Origin of the sequence: Nonlabens tegetincola (assembly GCF_002117085.1) — a bacterium.
Taxonomy (GTDB): Bacteria; Bacteroidota; Bacteroidia; order Flavobacteriales; family Flavobacteriaceae; genus Nonlabens; species Nonlabens tegetincola.
On sequence record NZ_CP019342.1, the window covers coordinates 741,803 to 766,688 of the forward strand.

General features: G+C 36.0%; 16 protein-coding genes. 8 read left to right on the plus strand and 8 right to left on the minus strand.

What is annotated here, in order from left to right; all coding sequences use genetic code 11:
* Position 1: 1 nt before the first annotated feature.
* Together BST91_RS03635 and BST91_RS03640 are read left to right on the plus strand one after the other, a co-directional pair.
* Positions 2 to 667, plus strand: a complete 666-nt coding sequence (locus BST91_RS03635; protein ID WP_042278741.1) for a HupE/UreJ family protein — start codon at positions 2 to 4, stop codon at positions 665 to 667.
* A gap of 24 nt (positions 668 to 691) precedes the next feature.
* Positions 692 to 1,279 (plus strand): DUF6642 family protein, encoded by a 588-nt coding sequence (locus BST91_RS03640; RefSeq protein WP_085774491.1) that lies wholly within the window; start codon positions 692 to 694, stop codon positions 1,277 to 1,279.
* Positions 1,280 to 1,339: 60 nt separating this feature from the next.
* Here the strand turns inward: BST91_RS03640 and BST91_RS03645 are convergent, their stop codons facing one another.
* Positions 1,340 to 2,245, minus strand: a complete 906-nt coding sequence (locus BST91_RS03645) for an AraC family transcriptional regulator (RefSeq protein ID WP_042278513.1) — start codon at positions 2,243 to 2,245, stop codon at positions 1,340 to 1,342.
* Between the two features lie 220 nt (positions 2,246 to 2,465).
* Here BST91_RS03645 and BST91_RS03650 point away from each other — a divergent pair, with 220 nt between their 5' ends.
* Both BST91_RS03650 and BST91_RS03655 read left to right on the plus strand, forming a co-directional pair.
* Complete coding sequence (locus tag BST91_RS03650) at positions 2,466 to 3,989, plus strand: aldehyde dehydrogenase family protein (RefSeq protein WP_042278514.1); 1,524 nt, start codon at positions 2,466 to 2,468, stop codon at positions 3,987 to 3,989.
* A complete protein-coding gene (locus tag BST91_RS03655) occupies positions 3,961 to 4,308 on the plus strand; it encodes a DUF779 domain-containing protein (RefSeq protein WP_085774492.1) in 348 nt (115 codons plus the stop codon). The genes BST91_RS03650 and BST91_RS03655 overlap by 29 nt, the downstream gene beginning before the upstream one ends.
* A 105-nt stretch (positions 4,309 to 4,413) precedes the next feature.
* Here BST91_RS03655 and BST91_RS03660 read toward each other — a convergent pair whose 3' ends face one another.
* A complete protein-coding gene (locus BST91_RS03660; RefSeq protein ID WP_085774493.1) occupies positions 4,414 to 4,908 on the minus strand; it encodes a hypothetical protein in 495 nt (164 codons plus the stop codon).
* A gap of 119 nt (positions 4,909 to 5,027) precedes the next feature.
* Between BST91_RS03660 and BST91_RS03665 the strand changes: the two genes are divergently transcribed.
* Together BST91_RS03665 and BST91_RS03670 are read left to right on the plus strand one after the other, a co-directional pair.
* Positions 5,028 to 5,558, plus strand: a complete 531-nt coding sequence (locus BST91_RS03665) for a hypothetical protein (protein ID WP_157546882.1) — start codon at positions 5,028 to 5,030, stop codon at positions 5,556 to 5,558.
* 84 nt (positions 5,559 to 5,642) lie between these two features.
* Positions 5,643 to 6,833: a T9SS type A sorting domain-containing protein gene (locus BST91_RS03670; RefSeq protein WP_085774495.1), complete on the plus strand. Its 1,191-nt coding sequence runs from the start codon at positions 5,643 to 5,645 to the stop codon at positions 6,831 to 6,833.
* Between the two features lie 440 nt (positions 6,834 to 7,273).
* On the opposite strand, the gene BST91_RS03675 is transcribed toward BST91_RS03670, so the two are convergent.
* The 6 genes from BST91_RS03675 to BST91_RS03700 form a co-directional block, all read right to left on the minus strand.
* Positions 7,274 to 8,008 (minus strand): LytR/AlgR family response regulator transcription factor, encoded by a 735-nt coding sequence (locus BST91_RS03675; protein ID WP_042278518.1) that lies wholly within the window; start codon positions 8,006 to 8,008, stop codon positions 7,274 to 7,276.
* Positions 8,005 to 10,833 (minus strand): sensor histidine kinase, encoded by a 2,829-nt coding sequence (locus BST91_RS03680; RefSeq protein ID WP_085774496.1) that lies wholly within the window; start codon positions 10,831 to 10,833, stop codon positions 8,005 to 8,007. Before BST91_RS03680 ends, BST91_RS03675 begins: the two co-directional genes overlap by 4 nt.
* A 115-nt stretch (positions 10,834 to 10,948) precedes the next feature.
* Positions 10,949 to 12,916, minus strand: coding sequence for a fibronectin type III domain-containing protein (locus BST91_RS03685; protein WP_085774497.1), 1,968 nt, complete (start codon positions 12,914 to 12,916; stop codon positions 10,949 to 10,951).
* 10 nt (positions 12,917 to 12,926) lie between these two features.
* The gene (locus BST91_RS03690; protein WP_085774498.1) at positions 12,927 to 19,067 is read right to left on the minus strand and encodes a hypothetical protein; all 6,141 of its coding nucleotides are present in this window, start codon (positions 19,065 to 19,067) and stop codon (positions 12,927 to 12,929) included.
* A gap of 9 nt (positions 19,068 to 19,076) precedes the next feature.
* Positions 19,077 to 20,762 carry a TonB-dependent receptor gene (locus BST91_RS03695; RefSeq protein WP_157546883.1) on the minus strand — a complete coding sequence of 562 codons (1,686 nt, stop codon included), beginning with the start codon at positions 20,760 to 20,762 and terminating at the stop codon, positions 19,077 to 19,079.
* Between the two features lie 587 nt (positions 20,763 to 21,349).
* Positions 21,350 to 22,585 carry a hypothetical protein gene (locus tag BST91_RS03700; protein WP_085774500.1) on the minus strand — a complete coding sequence of 412 codons (1,236 nt, stop codon included), beginning with the start codon at positions 22,583 to 22,585 and terminating at the stop codon, positions 21,350 to 21,352.
* A 290-nt stretch (positions 22,586 to 22,875) separates the two neighbouring features.
* On the opposite strand from BST91_RS03700, the gene BST91_RS03705 reads away from it, so the two are divergent.
* Positions 22,876 to 24,090, plus strand: coding sequence for a hypothetical protein (locus BST91_RS03705; RefSeq protein ID WP_085774501.1), 1,215 nt, complete (start codon positions 22,876 to 22,878; stop codon positions 24,088 to 24,090).
* Between the two features lie 289 nt (positions 24,091 to 24,379).
* On the plus strand, positions 24,380 to 24,880 hold the full coding sequence (locus BST91_RS03710; protein WP_085774502.1) for a DUF2306 domain-containing protein: 501 nt from the start codon (positions 24,380 to 24,382) through the stop codon (positions 24,878 to 24,880).
* The last annotated feature ends 6 nt before the right edge of the window (positions 24,881 to 24,886 follow it).

Here is a 24,886-nt window from a genome sequence, read left to right on the forward strand (position 1 = left end):
TATGAAGTACCTACTTGTGGTAGGGCTGTGTTTGGTACCCTTTTTAGGTTTTGCCCACGACGTCACCAGTGCCGATCAGGAATTGCTGCGCGGTGGTGGATTATGGGCCTACATTCAAGTAGGTGCTACACACATGTTAACTGGGTACGATCACCTGCTGTTTTTGGCAGGTGTGGTGTTTTACCTCAACAGTTTTAAGGACATTCTTAAATTCATCACGGTATTTACTATAGGCCATTGTATTACCTTAATCGGTGCCACGTATGCTGGTATCACGGCCAATGAGCATCTTGTTGATGCCGTAATCGCACTCAGCGTACTGTATAAAGGATTTGAAAACTTAGGTGGATTCAAAAAAATCGGAGTCAAATCGCCTAATTTGCTGCTCATGGTAGGACTTTTTGGCCTAATACACGGTTTTGGTCTGTCTACTAGATTACAATCTTTTGAAATGGGATCTGGTGATTTCCTCGCCAAAATTCTGTGCTTCAATCTAGGTGTTGAAATAGGACAGGTGCTCGCATTGATTCCTATAGTTTTTGTGATTACGCTTTCGCGAAAGCGTACCCATTTTCAAGCCTTTTATAAAGCAACAAATTGGTACCTAGTACTCGCTGGGATAGGTTTGTTTGTGTATCAAATTTACGGGTATATATCGGGTCATTAATCCACAGAAATAGAGCCTACTATCATGAACAACCTGGAAATCGCCTATACAGATGTGGAGAATTTTATTTACTGCCTAGAGGTAGTACCCGATGCTGATGTGGAGCAAAGTACTGAGGTGGTTTTAATCCTAGAGCATCTGGCTAAACAACAGCATATCACGAGTATTTACAAGGCATGCGATACGATTGAAGGCCTAGAGGAAAGCCTGAATCATTTGTTATACGACGATCATAATTTTAAAAATTATGAAATCATATACCTCGTACTACCTGGTGAGGCCAATTCTATTTTAATCAACGGTTATTACTACAGTATTGAAGAAATAGCCGAACTTTTTGAAGGGAAAATGGATGGAAAAGTAATTCATTTTGCCAATAAGAAACTACTGGATCTCACCGATGAAGAATCACAGTATTTCCTTGATGTAACGGGCGCACGAGCTGTATCGGGTTATGGAGTTTCCTCACCTAACACCACAAGTGCCTATACTATAGATAGGTTGTTTTTTAATTTGTTTTATGAGGACGATGATATTAAAGAGGTAGTTGAACACATGTTTAGAAAACAATATGCACTGTGTAAACTCCTAGATTTTAGATTGTATTACTAGGATCATTTGTCGTCATAAATAAAGTTTACAAGCTAGAACAAATCCAGTAGAACACCTCTGTTAAACGAGGCCTGTTTGCAAGTCTCCAGGACTGATGTTGTAGAATTTTTTAAACTGACGATTGAAGTAAGAACGGTTGTTGAAACCGCAAGCCATAAAAATTTCCTTGAGTGATAAATTGGTTTGGTCAATCATGCGACGCGCTGCTTGAATGCGTACTTTATTTATATATTGAGTAGGAGTAAGACCTAATTCATTTTTAAAGGCCTTGTAAAAATGTGATGTGCTCATACAAGCCTTTTTGCTAAGGTTTTCAATACTTAAATCGCCATCCAAATGAGATTTGATGTATTCAATGACATAAACAAAACGCTGTGAGCTGTTTTGTAACGCAGTATGTGGTGACTCGTATTGTTTGAATGAGGCGTGTTGCAGCAGTCTTATTATAAGCTCCTGTAACATGTTGTTGATAAAGAAATCTTTGGAGCTGTGATCCTCGGTGAACAAGAACATGAGTCGTTGTATGATATTAGTAACTTCCTCATCATGGGCAAAATGAAGATTGGCTGTGAGTGAGCTCCAGTCGCCGTGATCTACTTTAGGTTGGTATTCATTTAGATATTGAACGACTTTGTGAATTTGAGCCGTTTCTAGCTCTAGCGCTAGGCAACGTGTAGGACGTTCTCGAGAAGCGATGGGAAAATCAATACACATCAATTCTTGCGGTGGCAATACTACACTCTCGCCAGGTAAAAAATCAAACGAAGGCATACCTTTTAAATACATATGTTTTTTACCGGCAATCATAGTTGCTAGTACTGTATTATCAAAGGTAAGATGCACTTGCTCGGTTACTTTTTGTGTTTCAAAAATATGCATGCTAGATCTAGCCGTGGTAAATGAGGTTTGATTTTCAATTAAGGTTTCCACCTTGCGATTCTTAAAATAGGAAGACGATAAATGCATGCTGTTTTGGCTAATAGTCTACTAATTTACTAATAGTAGTTGTTATTTATTGTCAAGTAACGAAAAAATAAGGATTAAAATTACCGATTTAACACAGGTTGATGGAATAGTTCACAAGCATGATAGTATTGTTCAATACTTCATCAATCTTACTTAATAGTTTTAGTCAATGATTTTCTAGTACGCTAGTAATCTTTCTATTAACTAAAAAACAACTATTATGAGTACCGTACAAACTACAGCGGCAACGCAACTGCAAAAACCAACCTTTAAAAGCCAATATGATAATTATATAGGAGGAAAATGGGTAGCACCTGTTCAAGGTAAATATTTTGACAGTATTTCTCCTGTTGATGGTTCTAGTTTTACCAAAGTAGCACGATCTACACAAGAAGATGTGGATCTAGCACTTGATGCAGCCTGGGAAGCTGCTCCATCTTGGAACAAATCATCGGCTACCGAGCGTAGTAACATGCTTCTTAAAATTGCCGATGTGATTGAGGAAAATCTAGAAGCGCTAGCAAGAGCAGAAACTTGGGACAATGGTAAAGCCTTAAGAGAAACTCGTGCAGCAGATTTACCGCTTGCTGTAGATCACTTTAGATACTTTGCAGGAGTAATACGTGCAGAGGAAGGCTCAGTAAGTGAGCTAGATGCAACTACAATTTCCATGAATGTAAAGGAACCTCTAGGTGTAGTTGGACAAATTATTCCATGGAATTTCCCTTTACTTATGGCAACATGGAAACTTGCACCAGCACTAGCAGCAGGAAATTGTGTGGTGTTAAAACCAGCCGAACAAACGCCTGTAGGTATCATGATTCTTATGGAATTAATCGATGGTATATTACCTAATGGTGTTTTAAACGTGGTTAACGGTTTTGGGGTAGAGACAGGAAAACCTCTAGCTTCTAGTCCACGTATTAACAAAGTAGCATTTACAGGAGAAACATCTACAGGTCAGTTAATCATGCAGTATGCCTCTAAAAATATAATACCTGTTACTCTTGAATTGGGAGGAAAATCACCTAACATATTCTTTGCTAATGTTATGAATGAGGACGATGCTTTTTTTGATAAATGTTTAGAAGGAGCAGCTATGTTTGCTCTTAATCAAGGCGAAGTGTGTACTTGTCCATCTCGAATTTTGGTACAAGAAAGTATTTATGACGAATTTGTAGAACGACTGGTTGAACGTGTAAATGCTATAAAACTAGGTCATCCTTTAGATCCTAATACCATGATGGGCGCACAAGCAAGTGAGGAACAATACAATAAAATTTTAAATTACATAGATATAGGTAGGGAAGAAGGTTGTAAGGTTCTCACAGGTGGTAAAGCTGCCTATAATGAAGGATTAGAAGGTGGTTATTACATACAGCCTACTTTATTAGAAGGGAATAACAAAATGCGTGTTTTTCAGGAAGAAATTTTTGGTCCTGTAGCTTGTATTACCAAATTTAAAGACGAGGCCGAAGCTATAGAAATTGCAAATGATACCTTGTACGGTTTAGGAGCTGGAGTATGGACTAGAGACACACACCAAGCCTATCAAATTTCTAGAGCTGTTCAAGCAGGTCGTGTTTGGGTAAATTGTTATCATTTATATCCAGCTCATGCGCCTTTTGGTGGCTATAAAAAGTCAGGTATAGGACGCGAGAATCACAAAATGATGCTAGATCATTACAGACAGACAAAAAACATGCTCATAAGCCATGATAAAAATGCACTCGGATTTTTCTAGTAAGGAATCTCTTCAAGTAACTTTTACTCCTGACGCTATAGAACTCCTGAATCGTTTGAAGGTTCAGGGTTCTTTAGTAGTCCACATAAGTGATGGATGTTGTGATGGCACTGTTCCTAATTGCTACTTACAGGATGAGTTTTATAGCGACAGTAATGATGTAGTTGTATACAACGAGCCACCTGTAAAGGTGCTTATTCCTAAAGCTACGATAGATAGATTCAAGAATAATCTTGTAATCGATGTGCATGATAAAAATGTTGCTGGCTTTTCTCTTGAAGTGGCTCTAGACAAACGATTTTATATAAGGAGCGAATAGGGTAGTGCCTTTACTTTAAAACCGATTTATAATGAATAGATTAGAATTAAAAAATGTCCTGAAACTTTTTGAAGTTTCAGGACATTTTTATCTATCACGGTGCGATTATGCCTCGTCCTCTTTTTGATGTTCTTCCATCATTTTGGAATCCTCGGCTTTTATTTGTTCGTGTTCTTTTTCTAACATTTCATGTTCTTTCTTCATCATTTGATGCTCTTCCATCATCTTCTCATGGTCTTTTTTCATGTCTGCCATGGTTACATTTCCTGATTTATGATCTTTTTCTAGAGTAGCATGACGTTCTAATAAATTACTGTGTTTGGCTAGTAGTTCATCATGTTTTGAAAGAAGCATGCTGTGTTTTTGCTCTGTTATCATATGCAAACTATCATTTTCAATTTGCTCGTGTTCAAGCATCATTTCAGAATGATCATCAGACATGGCATTGTGTGCTTCCTTCATCATCATGTGAGATTCTTCCATTTCTTCGTGGGCTTCTACTAGGGCAAGGTGTTCGGCGCTTTCAGCTGGATTTTGTTTGCAAGATGATAAACTTATCATAACTACAAATAGAACAGCTAGGGATTGAATTAATTTCATGGTTCAGTTATTTATATAAATTTATCTAAGATACGATTTTGTTAGTTAGGTTTTTGTAGTAAGCTGAAATTTAGAATTTTGTATATTTCAATCAATCCTATCTTATAGCTTGCTATCCTATGTTAAGACCGCCAATTATTCTAACCTTATCCTTGTTCTGTAGCGCATTTTTGTGTGCACAACAACGTTTTTCTTTTGATTTTGGTAGTTCTAGTTTGTCTCGTGGAACTTATGGAGCGGTTAACAACGTTGCTAGATCTTTTAATGCCGGTACTATTGATGAAGTCAGGTTGTTAAACTCTGATGGTGTACAAACTGATATCATTCTTAAGGTGACAGACGATTTTAGGAGTGTTAATACCTCAGGAACTTCAAATCCCGATAGTTCGTTGAGTTATCAAAGTAGTCAATCTAGCGATAGCTTTTTTGGAAATACACAACCCTTTTTAAACAGTACTAATCCTACAGCCGCTTTTGTACTTAAGGGATTATCACCGTCCAAGTATTATTCCTTTGAGATATTTGCTTCTAGAATGGGTGTTACAGATAATCGTGAAACGAGTTACCTTATATCCGGACAATCTTCCCAAACCGTTTACTTAAATCCATCCAACAACACTGATCAAACCATAGAATTATTAAACGTTTAACCAGACGCACAGGGCGAAATAAACATTCAATTAACTGCCGGACCTAATAATACAAATTCAAGTGGATTCTTTTATATCAATGCGATGGAACTCATTGAACACGATACTACTTTATCGTCAGTAATTATCACTAATCAATTGGAGTTACTGTATCCTAAACAATTAGCAACATGGGAATCTGGCAAAACAGTAGAATTTAAATGGCGTAGTTCAGGTATTGCTACTGTAGATATTGAAGCTACTCAGGATAATGGTACCAGTTGGTTCACAGTATCTACAGTTCCAGCAGTAACAGGAAGGTTTACTTATACCGTGCCGCCAAACACAGGGATTTATCAGTTTAGAATTTCTGGCAATGGATTAAGTGAGCAAAGCAATGACATAAGAATAATTCCTGATGATGGTGTATCCTACGATATATTCATTTTGGGTAGTAGCACGGCGGCAGGAACTGGTCCTTCACATGAAATCAACACTTGGGTGAATAAATACGAGAGGTATTTGTATGAATTAGATACAAGGTATCGAGTAGAAAATCTAGCTGTAGGTGGTCAGGTTACCTATAACTTATTACCATCTGGAAGTACCATTCCTACAGGTGTGAATGAGACTATTAACAATAATGGTAATATTTCTGCTGCGATTAATTGCACCGCCGATGGTGTTATCATTAATTTACCCAGTAACGATGCGGCAAGATCTTATTCAGTAAACGATCAACTTGCCAATTATGCCATTATCATGGCAGAGGCTAGTTCTTATTGGATTCCAGTGTGGCAAACAATACCTCAACCTAGAGATTTCGGTAATAATACTTCAAAACTATCCATACAGCAAGGTATGCTTGCAGCTACCTGGCAACAGTATCCTAGCACTACTGTCGACTTTTGGTCAGGATTACCTGTACCTGGAGATAATGGTTTGCTCGACGAGTTTGATAGTGGTGATGGAGTTCATGTAAATAACGCCGCACATCAACTATTTTTTGAGAGAATGATACAGTCTGGAATACATACGGATATTAAAAATCGAGTTGACAATCTTCTTATCACCGATCATTCAGAAATTACTGAATTGAGTATTCATCCTAATCCAGTACATAATTTCTTATACATTGATACACTTAAATCATTCACAGATTTTTTAATTATTGATACGATGGGAAGAACTATAAAGACCGGAACTACTAATAATTCTATTGACGTATCAAAAATCACCAGTGGTATTTATTTTTTGAATATTGGTGGTCAGACATTTAGAGTTATTAAATCATAGTGATAGTAATCGCATTTTCTCCATGATTGCGAGTTAAGAGCCTATTATATTTTATTATAGGAATGCGCATTTAACAATTATATGCTCTCAAAACAGTAGTAAATCTTATAAAATAATTTAAATAGAGCGTATTAGTATACAACAGTGATAAACAGCTGTATAGTTATTTGCAAATCATTTTAAATATCACACTTTGAAATAGTTACATTCTGTTGTTTTGTTTGTAGGATTAGATTCTGTAATTGAAAATAGGTATTAAATAGGATAGGAGTTTATAGTAATACCGTTGGTTTATATGATCTCGCTTTCGCGAAAGCGTACTTATTTAAAATCTTTTTATAAAGTTGTAAACTGTTATCTTGAAATCGCTGTAATAGGATTGTTTAAATAAACAAATAGTTACTATTCAGAATAATAGGAATTCGTTGAGACTGCAAGTTCTAAAACAAATCTAGAAAAGTTTTCTTGTAAGTTTTAGTTATCGGTACGCGATAATCATTTCCCATAACCAAATAACCTTCATTTTCAAAAGCAGTAACAGCCTTTATGTTTATTATATGAGATTTATGACATTTAAAAAAATAGTCTTCTAATTGATCAGTGAATTTACCTAAACTGTACGAACTCATTATAGTTGAGCCATCTGCAATGTGAATTTTTGTATAACCGTCGTATCCTTCTAAATGAATGACTTCTTCCTGCGGTATGAAGGATATCCCTTTTTGAGTAGGGATTTTAAGTTTATGATCACGCTCAATCATTTTATTCATTAATTGAACAAGTTTATCATTTTGATCTATGTTCGTATTAAGAATGTTGTCTATGGCTTTTTGCACCGCATTGATCAGCTCATCTTTATCTACTGGTTTTAGAATATAATCTACAGCACTTTGTTTAATAGCTTCTAATGCGTGCTCGCTGTACGCGGTTGAAAAGATAACTTGTGATCGTAGGTTTTTGACTTGTTTAAGAAGTTCAAAACCAGTCATACCTGGCATTTGAATGTCTAAAAATAAAAGATCAGGCGGATTTTTGTTGATTTCTATGATAGCTTCTTTTGGATCTTGAAAGGTGTGTGTGATGTCTAGATCAATGCAATAACGCTGAAGTTTTTTGCTTAAATTTTGCAATGCATTTTGCTCATCATCTATAAGTATGGTAGAATAGGTTTTCATGAATTAATTTTTTTAAGTGATAAAGTCACTTGATGCCCTGGAAATTCCGGATCAGCATAGGCATTACTGCGTTTTATATGAATCTCCCATTTCCCAGCATTTTTAAAGTACTTTAAACGATCTTGCAGTACAGAGGATGATTTGTATCTATCATCTTCTTTTGTAAATTGATAACCGCGACCATTGTCTTTGATTATGACAACGAGATTTAATTGTGATTTCTTTTTAAACTCAATTTGAAGTAATCCATTTGTCATTCGGTTAAAAATACCGTGATTGACTGCGTTTTCTACCAATGGTTGTAAAAGCATACTAGGTAAATGATCTGAAGTGTCTAGATATTCATCGGTAATAATTTCATATTCAAACTTAGATTTGAATCTCAACTTTTCTAAGTCTAAATAATTTTTAAGTAGTAGTATTTCACGTTCTACTGGTATTAATTGTTCTTTACTCAATTCAAAAAATTCACGGATCAATCTCGAAAACTTCACAAGATAGGTGTCTGAAGTTTCAAAATCATTTTCGTTTATGTAATACTGGATAGCGTTTAATGAATTAAATACAAAATGTGGATTCATTTGAGAACGCAATGCCTTTAACTGTAAATCTGATAATTGTTGAGATTGTTTGAGTTCTTGATTCTTTTTTTCTTGAGATTTTTTACTGAAAAAACGAGTGATAGTAACGACTAGTCCTATCATTCCTAACCCACAAAAAACATAGAACCACCAGGTTTGATACCATCGAGGTACCACCGTAAAGCTATATGATTTATGGATTCCTTCACTTCGAATTTCTAAGTTATATTCATCTGGAGCTAGATCAGAGAATCTAATATTGGCCGATGAAGTAGTGGTCCAATTATTTTTTGTAGGAATTAATCTGTAGTCATACGAGAAATTTGATTGTTCCCTAAAATCAATATGATCAATAACTACTTGAAGATCACCATTATGTTTAAATTCTACTTCTTTTTGAGTAGAAAGTTCATTGCCCGCATAACTTATATGTTGAATATTTAAGTTCATCAAGGATTGGGATGAGCCGTAATCTAAAGGTAATAATAGTAAACCTTCATTAGTAGCGACATATAATGAATCATTAATACGTTCAACTCCATTAATTTTTTGTGCTGGAACACCGTTGGATTGATCCCAAACCTGCACTAGAGTAAATTTCTTTTTTTCTCGCTTATAATGGAACAGCCCTTTGTTAGTTGGTAGATATAAATTACCATTTTCATAAAAGGGATTGTTTGCGTTTAGGAATTCGCTATTTTCAAGTAGATACATCTCTTTCAAATCAGTGACATAAACGCCAAAACCAGCTGTACAAACCAGCAACCAATTGTCATCGATTTTTTTTAGATCTACCACGGGTTTATCAAATTCTTTTAAGTTAGGAATAACAGATAGTTGACCATTTTGAATGTTCATTAATCCATTTGAGTATCCTGCAATCAATTGATTTTTAAATGAGGTTTCACATCTTGCGCCAGGTAAAATATAAAATTGTTCTATTTGTAGGTTTTCAATATTTAATTGATTAATACCAGTCGTGAAATGTCCATATAGCTTGCCCTGATGATAAGTAAGAGATCTCGCTATTTCATTTCTTTTAAAAGGTATTTTTATCTTACCTCTTTGGTTATGCTTATTTAAGGAAGTGATGTAATTTTTACTTAAAAAGTAAAACGAGTTGGTTTCTTTGATAAAAGATACATCATATAAATAGTCGTCGGTTTTTAACAATGGAGTGATAGATTGATTATCAGTATTAATAGTATAAAAACCTTTTCCGTTTACCATTGCAATTGTTTTATTTCCTTCGGTTTTAATATCATTAATTTTTTTATTTTCTATCAATTTGCCTAGGCGATCCTCATTTTTTACGTATTTGTATATTCCATGAGAAAAAGTCGCTATCCATACTGTGTTTTCTTTATCAATGAAAGAGAAATGTGAGTTCAAATGTTCAGGAATTCTTGTGATCTGTTCTGGAATCAAATCCTTATTCAAAAAACTTACTATATCCTGACCAGTAAGTTGCAATCGGTTGTTAGCAAGGTGGACTCTACCAAAATTAAGCACAGGAATTCCCAATGTTTCTTGAAAGGTCTTTTGGTGATATTCTAGATTATTTAAATTGATACAAGCATAAGAGGTCTTAGAATTTGTAAAAAATAAACTATCCGTAAGTTGACCTCTGAATTCATTTCTAAAATAAGATAAACTGTCCTTCAATGAATGAACAGCGCGATTACGGTCTATTATTTTAATCTGTTTTTGACCTTGATCATAGTCTGTGGCAAGAATTCCCTTATAGGTACAGTTGCTTAAATAAGCGATAGGAAATAAGCCAGTAGATTTATAATAAACCGCGGATTTCCACTGATTATCTTTGTCTAAATAATAAGAATTCCTTGTACCTGATGGAATCATACTATCACCATCAAATCCAGTATAAATTGGATCCATAATATTTTTTTTATCATGGTAAAAGTTATGAACTTGGTCATTTTCTATATATCCTAGACTTGAACTCTTAGCTATGTACCATAATTTCCCATTATTCCCTGGAAATATATTCCAAATATCATTTGTTGGTAATCCATTTTTCGTAGTAAACACTTTGAACGTAGTCCCATTATATTTTACCAAACCTTCATCGGTAGCAATCCAAATGTAACCATCAACATCTTGTGTTATTCTATATACATGGTTGCTAGGTAAGCCATCTTTTTCAGAAAAGTTGATGTAGGTTTGAGCTTCACCATAGCATAGTGTGCTTAAAATCATGACAATGATCCATGGTGTTCTCATTTGTACTAATTTACCACTTAAATCTTGACTTCATCACTTAATTTTGATTGTCTTCCATCTTTAGAAAATACCTTAATAGCATAGTTGATTTTTGAAGTTACGTTTTCATTGAAGCTTAATTCATAACTCTTCCCATGCTGTACAAATTGACCTTCTTTGTTTTTTTGTAAATAATAAAAAAGATATTTGGAGTCATGTTTTTGTAATTCCAGGTAAGAGTAGTTTTCCCATTGCGCGAGGTAATTCTTAGATTCTCGACAGGAGGAATACGATTTGAACTAAACACTTTACCCTGTACTGCAGAAGCGTAATGAGATTTATTACCGCTATCATCAATAGCTCTAAGACTATAATAATAGACAGTTCCTGGATTTGCTTTTTTATCTACAAATGATTCTTGTCCAATTTCTAGTGCTTCATATGATTCCCAAGATGCTTTTAAGTCTGTTTTACGATATAGAACATGTTCTTTTACGTCTCTACTTTTACTCAATGAAAATCTTAATTCTATTCCATCCTTGGTAGATTTAACACGCTTAAAAACAGGAGTTGTAGGAGCAATGGTGTCTGGACGTTTTACGATCAATACATCAGAAAATTTTGAAGTGTTGTGATTAAAATCCAAAGCTTCTATTTTGTAGTAAATTTTTGGTGTTAGGGATTTCAATGTGACGGTATCTTTAAAAACAGTTTGAACTATCGCATCTGTACTATCGATAGATTTAAATCCTTCCTTTATCGCGCTAAATTCATGCTCGCTAGCATTAGAACGATACAGTCGATATCCCATTAAATCCGTTTCATCATTCTTTTTTATTCTTACCGTGACCACACCTGTAGAATCTATCTTTCCATCTATAAACACAGGTTTCACAGGTGGAATACTATCAATTAAAGTTACGGATACAGGAAAGGAGGAACTAATATTATTTGCAGTATCTACAGCCTGCACCAGATAGTAATTTGTTTTACCAACTATAAAGCTTTTATCGGTAAATTTTCTAGCACTAGGTGGTAATAGTTTATCATGCAGCAATTGAAAATTACCTTTGTTTTCCTGAGATCTAGAGATGGCAAATCCTTTAAAATCTGATGCTATAGTTGCCTTCATTTCCCATTCTACTAATACTTCATCTGGTTTTATATGTTGTGGCTGTTTTAAAAAAGGTTGTTGTGGTGGCGTTAGATCTCGTGGCATTCCAGTTACTTCGGCAAATTGTACTCGCTCACCAAAAACAGTATAGCCATAAAATCTATAGGTGTATTCTTGATAATTTATCAGGCTGTCCTCATCAAATCCACTGCGTTTAGGACCAGCATAATCCTTTCCATTTAAACTATAAATAGGAGCATCATTGAGTTTGACATTTTTTCCATTAATAGTGCGTTCTACATCAACACCACTGATATCTGGATGTTCATCCCATACAAACCCTAATTCAGTATCACCAGTTTTAACGTACACTTTATTGGTCAGATTTGTGGTAGAACTAGCATTTACTGTACAAAAGCCTGGTTGAATTTGGTACACGTCAGAACCAGCTACTAGTTCAATACGATAGACGTAATTAGCTCCTAGCTCGGCAGTATTATCGGTATATGCAAATCCCAAACCTTGCGCAGCCACTGGATTTTTGATGGCCGTAAGAAGTGAAATCATTAATTGAAAATCCTCGCCAGCTTTTTGCTGTTTTAATTCACCTATACCTTCTGTAAATTCAAAAGAACCACCAGCGTCTTCTAGAATGTCTTCATAAAAATCTTTGGCTAGTTCAATTTCGTTACGCTCTTCTTCTGTTCTTGCCTCATCCATCGCAGCTTGCCATTGCTGTGCCGTAAAAGGTTTTGTTCTGCCTATTTCAGTGTATTGCGTTGAATTTTCAATAGCTCGCTCTACTGTAAAACCACCTTGAAAGGCTAGTTTCATAGTACTCTTTCGGTCTGGAAAGAAACGTAGTTCTATGTTGTTTTTTATAAATCTACCTTTTGCCTTTATGCTAGATGATGGTGGTGATTGCGCTTTCGCGAAAGCGGACACTATTAAGCTAACAGATAAGATAATGATGTAAGTATGTTTTTTCATATCGCTAGTTTTAAAAAGTTGCTGCACCTGCAGAAAGACCAGTCATAGGACCAGTACTAAAGATTTTTACAATAGTTTGAGTAACTGGAGATCCGTTATTCTTAAGGGCGGTAGTCCAGGATGACCCATCGTATTCTTTAAGTGTTGCCGTTACTGTAAATCGGTAGTCACGATCGTCTTCGAGACTATTCACTACAGGCTCAGGATCTGGTGGTAATTCATCGTAGTCGCTACTAGGTGCTGGCGGCGGATAGGAAACAAACGCACTAGGAGCTGCCATAGCCATACCTGAACTAGGTGATGAACTTCCAGATGTTCCTAAAGCAGGTGAAGAAGCATAGCTGGATGCTGGTGCTGCCACTACTAATCCACCTAAACCTGGTCCAGATGGCGCTGGTGCAAAAGCAGATGGAGCTGCAACAGCCGATCCTATAGGAGCTGTTTTTACATACAGGTACTCACTCATATTATTTTGGCTAGCAGTGATGCCTACTGTTTCCCATGCTCCTGTGGTTTCATTTTTAATTTCTAATAGGGTAGTGGTTTCCATTTTAAAGGTGCGCATTTCTACCGTTCCGTTACCTTGTTGCTCACTTACGTCAAAAACAGCATCTGGTGTTAAACCGAATTTGGCGATTAAGGGTTGTTCTATCGGGAACTCAAATGATGGACTTGCTTTAACATATGTTATTAAAGCATTCTGTTGATCTGCGGCGGCATCTCCTTGAGTCACTGCTGGACCAGTACTAGCACCACCGTTACTACATGAGATTCCATATTCAAAGGATTGATAAAAGCTGAATGATAATAAATCGTCAAATAATCCTACTTCTCCTTCTACAGCACCAGCAGCATAAACTGGTTTAGGGAATTCTCCTGTAATCCATGCACCTGCTTTAATACTGGCAAGATTGATGTTCCATTTAACACTACCATTACTTCTGTATCTAGTTACTCCTGCAGCAGCAGTACCGTACATACCTAATCCACCTTTGGCACGATAACCATTAATACCTAAAGGTGTGTATCCACTACAGTTGCCTACATATTGCATATAAGATAGGTGCAACTCTGCTCCTGCAGCAAGATCCCAATTCAAAACATGTTTTTTATTACCATTATTAAATTCCGTGATATTGTACTCACCATCTTCATCAAATGTAAACCCTATTCCCATGGCAAATCCTTTTCCTTGTTCGGTGTTGCTATCTACTCCACCGGTTGCTGTCGTTCCTGCACTTGGATAATTTCCTACTGCACTATAATAGCCATTTTTAAAGGTGTTAGTGAAGCCACCAGGATAAGGTATGGTATTTCCAAACATCAGGTATTCATATAAAGATATCCCAAAAACGTTTACTGTATTTAAGTTGTTAGGCTCACCAAATTTGAAAAACCATTCATTGGTTTTTCCGTCAATATCTAGGATTAGACTTGCTGGTGCTGGAGTTGTTATAGGTGGAGCATTGACATTAACATTTGCGCTCATAACAAATTTCTTATCTGGGAAATTGTAACTCACACCTACATCTCCATCTATTTTAGCCTTGGAACGGTCTGCAATAGATGCTCCTACAAAGAAATCTCCAGTAAATGCAATATTGGTCATTCCACCGCTTCCAGAGAAAGCTGCCAATAGTCCTACATCTGCATTAAAAGTTTCTTCTTTAGGTGTTGTAGCAAGAATTGCACTTGCTCTAAAACCTAATTCATCATAATCTGGTGTAAAGTTAAAACTACTGCCAGATGGCGTTGCAATCATATTCCTGAAAGCACCACCGCCAAAACCTCTAAATGCCATGCCTGGTAAGAAGGTGATTCCAGGTGCTGGGAATGTAGCATCTGCCTCAACACGCCAATATCTGTAAGCATTGGTATGATTATACGTGGTATTACCAAATTCTGCCAACGCACCTATTTTGATTCCGCCAGCTTTAAATTCTGCGTCTAGAGTACCTATGAAACCATTTCCATAAATAGGATCGTTATTTCTAAATCCGATAAATCCGTCAATTTTTACAGCAGCAAGATCAGCTGAAACACTAATGGAATCTATAACCACTCCTTTTAATTCTGGGTCAAAGGTCTTTCCACCACTGGATTTGGTATCTTCAATAGCTCCTTCGATACCTAGAGTAGATCGCCCACCAATTTTATCGGATAGATTAAACACTAAATCAAACTTGAGTTTACCTCGCATCAATTCATCACCTGTGGTAGGCACTTGTGAGAAACCAATTTCTTCAATAGTTACAGGAAAGTTGGCAACCTTTTTTTGAGGACTAGCAAAAGCCCAATTTCCTTCATCAAAAGTTAATTTATTGGTAGCTAAACTACTGTCATAATCAAAACCTAACCCTTCAAAACCTAATTCCATATTGATTTGATCAATAGGTCCTACAGTAGCATCTTCCCAAGCAAAATCTCCATTTAAGTCTAATGTAAATGTCTTTTTATCCTTGTCAAAGTAACCGGTAAGATTTGAAGTGTTATCTAAGGTAAATTCACCACCACCAAATAGATCGTTCTGGATAGGCTGATCTGGTTCTAATACTAATTGGAAATTGTTATTCAATGCTGGATCCAGCGGATTATTAAATAAGGCAGTGTAGGCTAAAGAATTATCTAATCCATTTCCTTCATTCACAGGTATGGCAATGCGACCTTCAACTCCAGCTTCTACAAAATTACTAGATAAAATTTCTAAATACACTCGGTCAACACTAGCTACCATGTCAGCAACTTCCGCACCGCCGAAAGCGACTAGATTCTCTACTTCTGCTTCAAGAGTAATTCCGGTATCATCAATAATCATATCATTAATACTCACCTCGATAGGATCACCAGTAGGCGTATTCATTTTATTAGGTGAGAATTTAACCGTTAATTCCTCCATATGGAAGCCATGGAATAAGTTAGTGGTTTCACCAGTATAAATAGGTGGGAATGCCATTGCAGGAGCATTCATTGTATCAGACCAATCATAAGATATGTCATCGACAAGAATGATAAAATCGTGGGCTCCAGTATCAGATGGTGCTCCAGAAGTAGCATCGGGAACTGTGCTTGCAATTACAGATTCTTCTAGTTGACCTGTAAGTACCATTCCGTCCCAATTTGCTCCAGATGCCACCAGATTTGCACTTGAACGATTCACACCATCGTCATCTACTACAGGAATTAACCATTCACGTGTAAAATGAACGTCTAACTCAATTCCATAATTGGTAACACCTAATGAACCCCATTCAATATAACAACCTGGATTATCATCTGTAGGTGCTTTAAATTCAAAAGTTATTTTACCATTGACATTTCCTATTTCTATGTCTTCTAGCAGTTCTAATCGTTCTGGTGGCCAAACTGGTTCTGCAGGATGATGTTTGATATTTTTAGCGAGAAAACCGACACGCTGGGTAGGACCCCATTCTTCTGGAGTGGCTTTGGCAGCGACTAAATTAAATTCTGATTCATCGGCTCTAAAGGCCATTTCAGTAATTGCTAGTTGATCGCCACTATCAAAGTTGACTCCTAGCGGCATTTTTACGGGCATCACTGCTCCAGATGCAGGATCGTAATCAATTTCTTGATCAGAATTTGCATTTATGAAATCAAAGATATTTTCTGTTTGTGGATGTGTCATGTTGATTCCGCCAGCCATTCCTATTACCCAAGCTAACGGATAGACAGGAGCCGTATCGTGCACTTGACCAGTGATCATTCCAGTTACTAGATTACTCAAACTATCAATGGTGATATCAGTAAATTCGGTATGAATATCTGATTTTAACCAGTCTACATAAGTGGTTGCAGTACCTGTATAGGGTCCACCAGGATCACCACTTAGACTAGTAACCGTGCTCACAAATTCTCCTAAACCATCTACTTTAGTACCAGAATAAATTTCATCTCCTACGGCTAATTCACCTGTTCCAGCTTCAATATTTAAATCCTGCCATGCATCGGGAACTGGTAAACATTTAACCGTTGTACAGGCCTGTCCCTCACTAGACGGAAATAATGGTGTGATAGAAAAAGTAACACATATTTCATCTGGGATGAGGTCATCAATACCATCATAAGTATGTGTAAATGGACCAGAATTTACGATGGACTCACCATCTTCATCAGGTTGCCAGTTAATAGTCACATCTATAGCATGTGTACTTAATGAATAGTTAGAATTACAGTTTAATAAATAATTACGGTAGGGAATCACGCCACCTACTAATAATTCTCTTGGATCCATTGCAGCATCAGCTTGAAGCAGCGTTAGTTCTGGTTCTACCATTTCCTCATCACACTCACATTCTTCAACACCATTGATGGCGTCATAGGCGTCATGAGGAACTGGAACTTCCTGAACAAAATAGCAATCTATATCTGCATTAGTATTTACGATGTGAAAAGTAACATTTATGAATTGAGGCATAGGTTCATCATCATCAGATAAAACTGTATATGTATGTGAATTACTAGGATCTGCCATAGCATCAGGAAGATGCCAGTCATGAGTGACGGTGCTTGTGAAGAACTGTGACTGATAATTGTATTCAGGATGACCATCCATGTTTTCCATACCATCAAACAATTCTTGTGTGGTCATACAGTCCACGATAGACTGTAAGGCTACAGCGCTATCAGGAATGGTCAGTGTATGTTGATCGCCATCATCGTTTACTGCGTATTCAATGGTTAAGTCTGGTATGACCACACTAGATTTATCCAAACATTTACACTCAGATAATGCTTGATCTAATTCATAGGCTGCTTGATTAATCGCATTTGAAATAGCAGTTTTGTGTTCTTCCGGAATATCTTTACACACAATTATAGAACAAGTCAATTGTGAGTTTAATTTGTGTCTTAAAATAAGAGTAATACAGATTTCTTCAGGTTTGCTATAATTACTATTCATCGCATGGCCCACATAATCATGATCTGCTGTGTTTGATTGTTGAAATGAAAGATCGTTTGACATTACATCACCCCAATTAATTCCTGTCGTTACTACATAATTTTCTGTGTCTATGGTGCCTAATATTTGAGACATATAGGTTAATCGCATGGCATCTAATCCTAAAAGCACCACAGTTTCTGGATTTTCCGGAAACATTGCTTGATAGGTAAATATATTTTCAAGCTCTTGTATATCTACATTTTCACAATCCAATGAGCTAGGAATTATGTCACTAGGTTCTTTTGGACTAGTATTATCATTACCGCCTTCATCTAGTCCAGATGTATCATTATCTGGATTATCTTTATTATTATCAAAAGAACGGTCACTAACAGGACCTTCATCATCTACACTACTTTTATTTGTGCCACCTACTGTAAAAACTCCTATATCTACAAAGCCGTTATTCTGTGCACGGTAGGTGTTGCCCTCACTGGTCATAGGTTTAATACCCCATACGTACTGCCTATCTTCCTCAGGTGCTGGTAAGTCAATAGGCCACACATATTGTGTTCCTACGGTGATTTCTTCTTCTATAATCGGATAGTTTACGGTAAAGGCTTGACTAGGCGTTTGCCCTGGTTGTACTTCACTTACTGCGATGATATAGCTTGATCCTGTCATCGCATCTGGTACCGGCACTAAAGGCGTCCATTGAAACATCAAACTACTGATTAATAAAGGATCAATAAACTTGTTATCCACCGGATTTAAAAGTTCCGGCATTTGATAATCTGTAATGATCATCGGGCGACATATTTGTTCTGGTCTCGTCAATGGTCTACCATCTCTTCCCAATAGTTCTATACAAAAACTATAAGCTCCTGGTGGTAACATTCCTGTGCGTGAAAGGCGATCTCTAAAACGACTGTCTATGAATTGAACTGCTGTATATGGAATGATCTCATCTGCTAAAAACGTTTCCGTTCCTAAATCTGAAGTAATGAAGGGAACTGTATTATCTGTAGTAACCTTCACATCGCCATCTAGAAGTAAGCTGGCTTTAATTTGGTATTCAAGGATAACACCTGGATTAGAATTGGTAACCGTTAGGATAGCAAGATTATTTCGATTTACCCATTCACTTAATTCTGGAGTTGGATTAGAGTCTACATTAAGGGTAGCTTGTAATTGTGCTTGAGCACAATTACAACTTAAAATAATTAGGAGTGTAAATACAAAATTTTTCATAATCCTGATTTAAAAGCGTTGATTGATGGAGAATTGGACTCTATTTTGATTTAATATGGCTTCTTGTCTAGAGCTACCATAAGTTAAATTCGTATATCTATACTGGACTCTGCATTGTAGTTTTTTGCTGATTTTGTAACCTATTCTTAGATTGAGATCAGTCCGATAATCTGTTGTGAAACCTGGCTTATCAATATGGGCGATATTGAAACCTAAGGAAGGCGTTAGTTTTTTGTTTAGTAATTTGTAACTAGCTATTAAACCATAATTAAGCATATTAAAATCACCTGTAGGTAGTTCGTTTTCTAGATAAACGCCTTGTAATCCTAGATTAAGTGGTAATTGTAAAAATGTTAGATTGTAGTTAAGAGAGTAGGTGGTGTTTTCAGCTTTCGCGAAAGCGTTATTAATCACATCAAATTGCTCAAAACTATTGTAGGATGCATTTGCATTTATAAGGTGTAAGTATTTTTCGGTTTTAATTGTGTAAGAAGGTGTAATGGTAAGAGAATTGTTGACCAATTCAATGCGTTGATTTAACAAATTTGTATCATTGTTAAAACCAAAATTGCTGAAATTTATATTAAGACTAAATGCATCATTGATTTGTGCAAAAGCATTGGCGTTAGTAATAACTCTTCTTGCAGTGGATAACTTTGTATCACTTAAATTGTTAGTACGTATCCCAAAGCTACCTGTTAGATTGAGTTTGTTTTTAAGTATTTTTAAAGCAGTATTTAATTTATAGTCTAAGATATCACGTTCTATAAATCTATATCCTACTGGCAAGAATCCTGGACCTATGTACTGAAGTTCTCCACCTATCTGAAATATTTCACCTTTCCAATCTATACGAGAATTGTGAGCAAAATCTGCAGTAGAACTAGCGTTGATATTAATAATATCCTTAACTGAGTTTACAAAATCTTCTTCTAGGGTTCCAGTGTTTAAAACGTCACTAGTAAATACAGATGCTGCGGTTTCTGTACTTATTTGTATTTTTTTAAATACCTTGAACTCGGCATAAGGCGAGAATGTGATACCTTCTATAGGTTGTAGTCCTATAGGCTGTGTAGAAACGGAGGTAACGTCATCCTTAATTCTAATTGCATTAAGCGTAAATTTAGACCCCTCAATTGTACCTATTCCTATGCGTGTTGCGATTATATTTTGTTCATAAGCACCAGGAATATTTAAGGCTACATTAGGTTCAATAGCTCTTTGAGATTTTCCAGTTGTGGCAGAGAATAAAAATTTTCCTGGATTTAACTCTATTCCAACACCAAATATGGGTATGTCACCAGTACTCAATTTTGAATAAAAAGGTGTTTGTGTTCCCAGAAAAACTTGCGCCCATTTGTATTTAGGATTAATGCTAATATTATTTGCTGGATTTTGTAAGTAATCTAGGGCACTTTCCTCTGGTACACTCGGTAATGTGTACAATACATCTTGGTTTGTGGCATTAACACTTAATGGCATACTAAAATGTTTTCCTAAATGAATATTCATTTGTGCATTAATTCTCCATAAGTGTTCTGGATAACGTGGTCTGAAAGAGTTATAATTATTTTGTGAAAAATTATAATAGTCATAGAAAAAACCTATATTACCAGTTAATTTGACTTTAGAATTATCTTCTTCTTTTTCTTGCGCTGCTGGGGACCAAGGTGTCGCGAATAGACACACAATCATAAAGATGATCTTGTAACTATAATTTATCATTGGTAGGCGTTGTAATATAAACTTCAACCTATTTAAGGATGAATTGTTTATAAAGTAATTACTATTTAATAACCTTCACAATAGACATCATATAAAACGATGTTTATAATAGATAAAAGAACATTCTGATTACTTGAAACTTATAAGGATTTATTAAGCAAGTGTTTAAATTAGGTGATAATGTTTGTCAAATTAAAAACAACACGAAAAGAATTGTTATAATAGAAAAATGTCAAAGTGAAACTATCAACTAGGTGTCAATAGGTAATAGATTTATTTTAACTAAAAACGGGTAAAAATTTAACTAAAAAAATAATGTGTGACGATGAAAACAGATGCACATTTACATCATAATTAAAGTCATAATACCATGGCAAACAAACCTAAGAAAGAAGCTAAAAACTTTGGTAAACAAGCTCCTGCAGCTAGCAAACCACAAGCTAAAACTTCTCGCAAGGCAGGCAAGAAGTAATCTTGAGCCTTGTTACAAGAACAGGACGTTCTTACAACAAATTAGTAACAATAAGTAGCCACCGAATGGTGGCTTTTTTTATGATTTAATACTGATCAAAAGTTGCAAATCCTTTGACGTTTCCACTGATTATCGTTCCCTGAAAAATTAAGCTATTCTCTTCATTGCTAGAGTATCTAGTAGCTCTTATTTCCACATCATTTGATGTTCCAATTGCAATGGTTGTAGTACTTCCGGCACTGAGATTTCCCGATCCAGTGTTGCTCATAAAATTACTATGCCAAGCATAACGTAAAGTAAACGTACTGGTGTTTCTAATGGTAAGTTCACCATTAGTTCCATTATTTTCTATTTCTATCCATTCAATGTCAACTAACTTGTCTGTTGTGGTTCCAGGCATATACGTGTGAGTGTGTTTTGTGATGGCACGTCTATCCCAACTTGCGTTTCCTTGATTATCACCAGTAAGCACACTTTCAGGACCTTGTGTACCATCGGTGATTTTTACTGTACCATTAACGTCTAGTTTTGCATCAGGGTTGGGCTGGTTAATCCCTACATCGCCATCTTCACGTATGATAACACGGTCTACCGTACTTAATGAGCCTGTTGGTGTGGTGGCAAGCACTATTTTACCTGCGCTACTTGATGTGCTTGAAACACCATCACTCTTAAAATAAACCTCAGCAGCTGGTCTAAACGTATATGAAGTGGGATTAGTTAAAGATTGCCCACGTAATCCGCCAATACGTGTGTCATCCGTTAGTATTGCTGGAGAAGCTAGGGTACCTCTGGATCTTAAAAGGTCGATATCAAGGTCATCATCCGGTGAATCGATGAATCGCAGAAATAGCACATCTCTAGAGTTCTCAGTAGTAATATGTAATGCGCCTAATGGGTTTGTAGTTCCTATTCCTACTTGTCCCATAGTGTAGATGTTTTGAGTGTTTTGAGTGGCAGGATTAGCAGTGTTAGCTTCGTTCCACGGTTCAATATTAGTATTAATGGGTGTCCATAAACCTGTTGCTGTACTCCAAAAATAAAATCCAGCGGTGTAGTCGATATCATCGCTTGTAGAAGTAGTTCCCAGATCGTCAGTCCAGTCACTATCCAGAAAGATTAATTGTCCATTTTCAACACCGTCTGTGGAAAGAGTTGTCACACGAGGAACTAAAACGCCGTCGGTTGCAGTATTTGCACCCATATGATTCGTTGCTCGTACGTCCAAAGTCGTTTGGGGCAAATTGGTATTTATCCCTACCTGTGCTGTAACTAGATAAGTTGACAACATTAATAAAATGGCTGTAATTTTTTGCTTCATAACGGGCAAAAGTATTCGTATAGAATAATTTACCTTAAAAATCTTCCTTAAAATTTTTCAGTTGTTTGTTTACCGTAATTTTTTGTTTTTTAATCGAGACTGTACTGGGTTATTTTTAAGTTAATCGATTATTGATAACCAATTTACAGTCAGAATATTTAAGTGTGTTACTTCCTAAAACTGATTTTAAAGCTATTTAGAAAAAAACTAACTGCGCACAGAAAAAACCAATCAATTAATCAACCATAGATTGGGACTTTTGAATCCTAACAATCTTAAATCCAATTCTCATGAAAAACATACTGTTTATTTCTTTAGCAGTTGTAAGTTCTTTTACTGCTCAAGCTCAATTTGGAAAAATTCTCAAGAAAAAAGCCAAAGCAGCGATTGAAAAGGAAATAGATCCTAAATCTAGCACCAAAGAGAACAAACAAAACCAAGAAGCTGCTGGACTGGTCAAAAGCAACTCAAATCAACAAGAATACTCTGATGAAGAAGTGAGGCAGGAATTAGCTAAAAAATATCCTAACGATAAAGCCAAACAAGATTTATATTATAAGAAATATCAAGAAAAGAAAAAAGAACAAGCTAGCGCAGTTCAAGAAACAGGCTCTTCTGCAATAGGTGATGAGTTCCTGTATTTATCCTATCCGTTTGCTTATTCTTCAGGGACTAGTGCTTATGGAGTAGATAGAGTTATGTTGCGACGTCAAATGACTGATAAAGGTGATAACGTAGATATTTTACCCTATCAAGATCCAGAGTACGCTTGGTTACGATTTTTAACAACTCCCGATTTAGAAACTATGTCACCAGAAGGTACAGTAGGTTATGAGATGGTAAGTGGTATGTTCACTACTAAAGTAGGACCAGACCGCTCTCAGGTTATGGAGTTTGGAACCAGTAGACCTGTTCTAGTAAGAGGTATGCTGATTGATAAGGATTTATTTGTAGTCTATGCTGGATCTCATGTTGGTGGTCATGCTTTTAACGTACCTTCTTATATGAATCAAGAAGATATTACTGTATTAAATATCGTAGGAGCTGGTGACCCACAGTTACATCAAGAATGGCTGGTGAAATCAAAAGATATCGTCAAAGAATTTGAAGCCTCTTTACAAGAAAACTATAAAAAAGCTCAAATGGCAAAACAGGGTAGTATTAAAATGCCTAGTTCTGGAAGTATGAATTCAAATGCCGATCTACTAAGTTTTGCTACAAAAAAGGTTAAAGAAACCATTCAAAAAGACGGTGCACAATTATTAAAAATCCATATTGAATCTAACGACTGGAATATCGTAAGGAATAAATATACAGGGCACATTATGTATCGTTGGATTAAGGGTGCTTTTACTGAAAAAAATAAAAATAACGACTGTTACTTACAAGGTTTTCTAATCAAGCAACCTTATACAGGTTCTGGATACGGTAGTTCTCAATTTGGTGGTGTTATTCATGGACAAATGCCTTATGGACAAATTATGAACTGTGATAATGCTCAATAAATAGTCATTCAAAACTTAAATTAAAAGCCTGCATCGCAGGCTTTTTTTTTGTTTATGGTAAGTTAGTTCGCTTTCGCGAAAGCGAAGTAAAACACATAATAATCAAGTTTATGAAACTGTTGATTACCATTACTACTAGGGTGATTTGACTCTGTCATTACCAGATCAGAATAAAATTTAGTCACTAGTAAATAAGGTGTTTACAATTGAGTCGTTCATTATTACAATTCGGTACTATTTTTTTGATCCTGTTTTGCTTGACTTTTACATTTACCATAAAACTACTGCCATGCCACATGATTTTATAGGTTGGTTTCACACAATCGCCGCTATTCTAGCCCTTATTACTGGAACAATTATTTTAATTAAAACAAAGGGAACTGTTTTACATAAACAAATTGGTCGCATTTATGGAGTTGCTATGATTATGGTATGCATTACTTCTTTTATGATTTATCGAGTTCATGGAAGATTTGGGGTGTTACACTTTTTTGCAGTAGTAAGCACTGTAACATTATTGCTAGGAATGTTACCTCTTTATTTTAAGTCCAAATTTAAACAGCCCATTATCATGCATCTATCATGGATGTATTGGTCGGTTATAGGATTGTACTGTGCCTTTACTGCCGAGGTTCTTACTAGACTACCAATGCTGTTAAGTATCAAATATACTTATGGAATATTTTATGCTCTAGTAGGTATATCGGCAGGAGCTGTAGGCTATGCAGGTAGTATAGTATTCAAAAAGAAATTGAATGAATGGATCGATGCTTTTTCTCAATCAAAATAAAGTCTG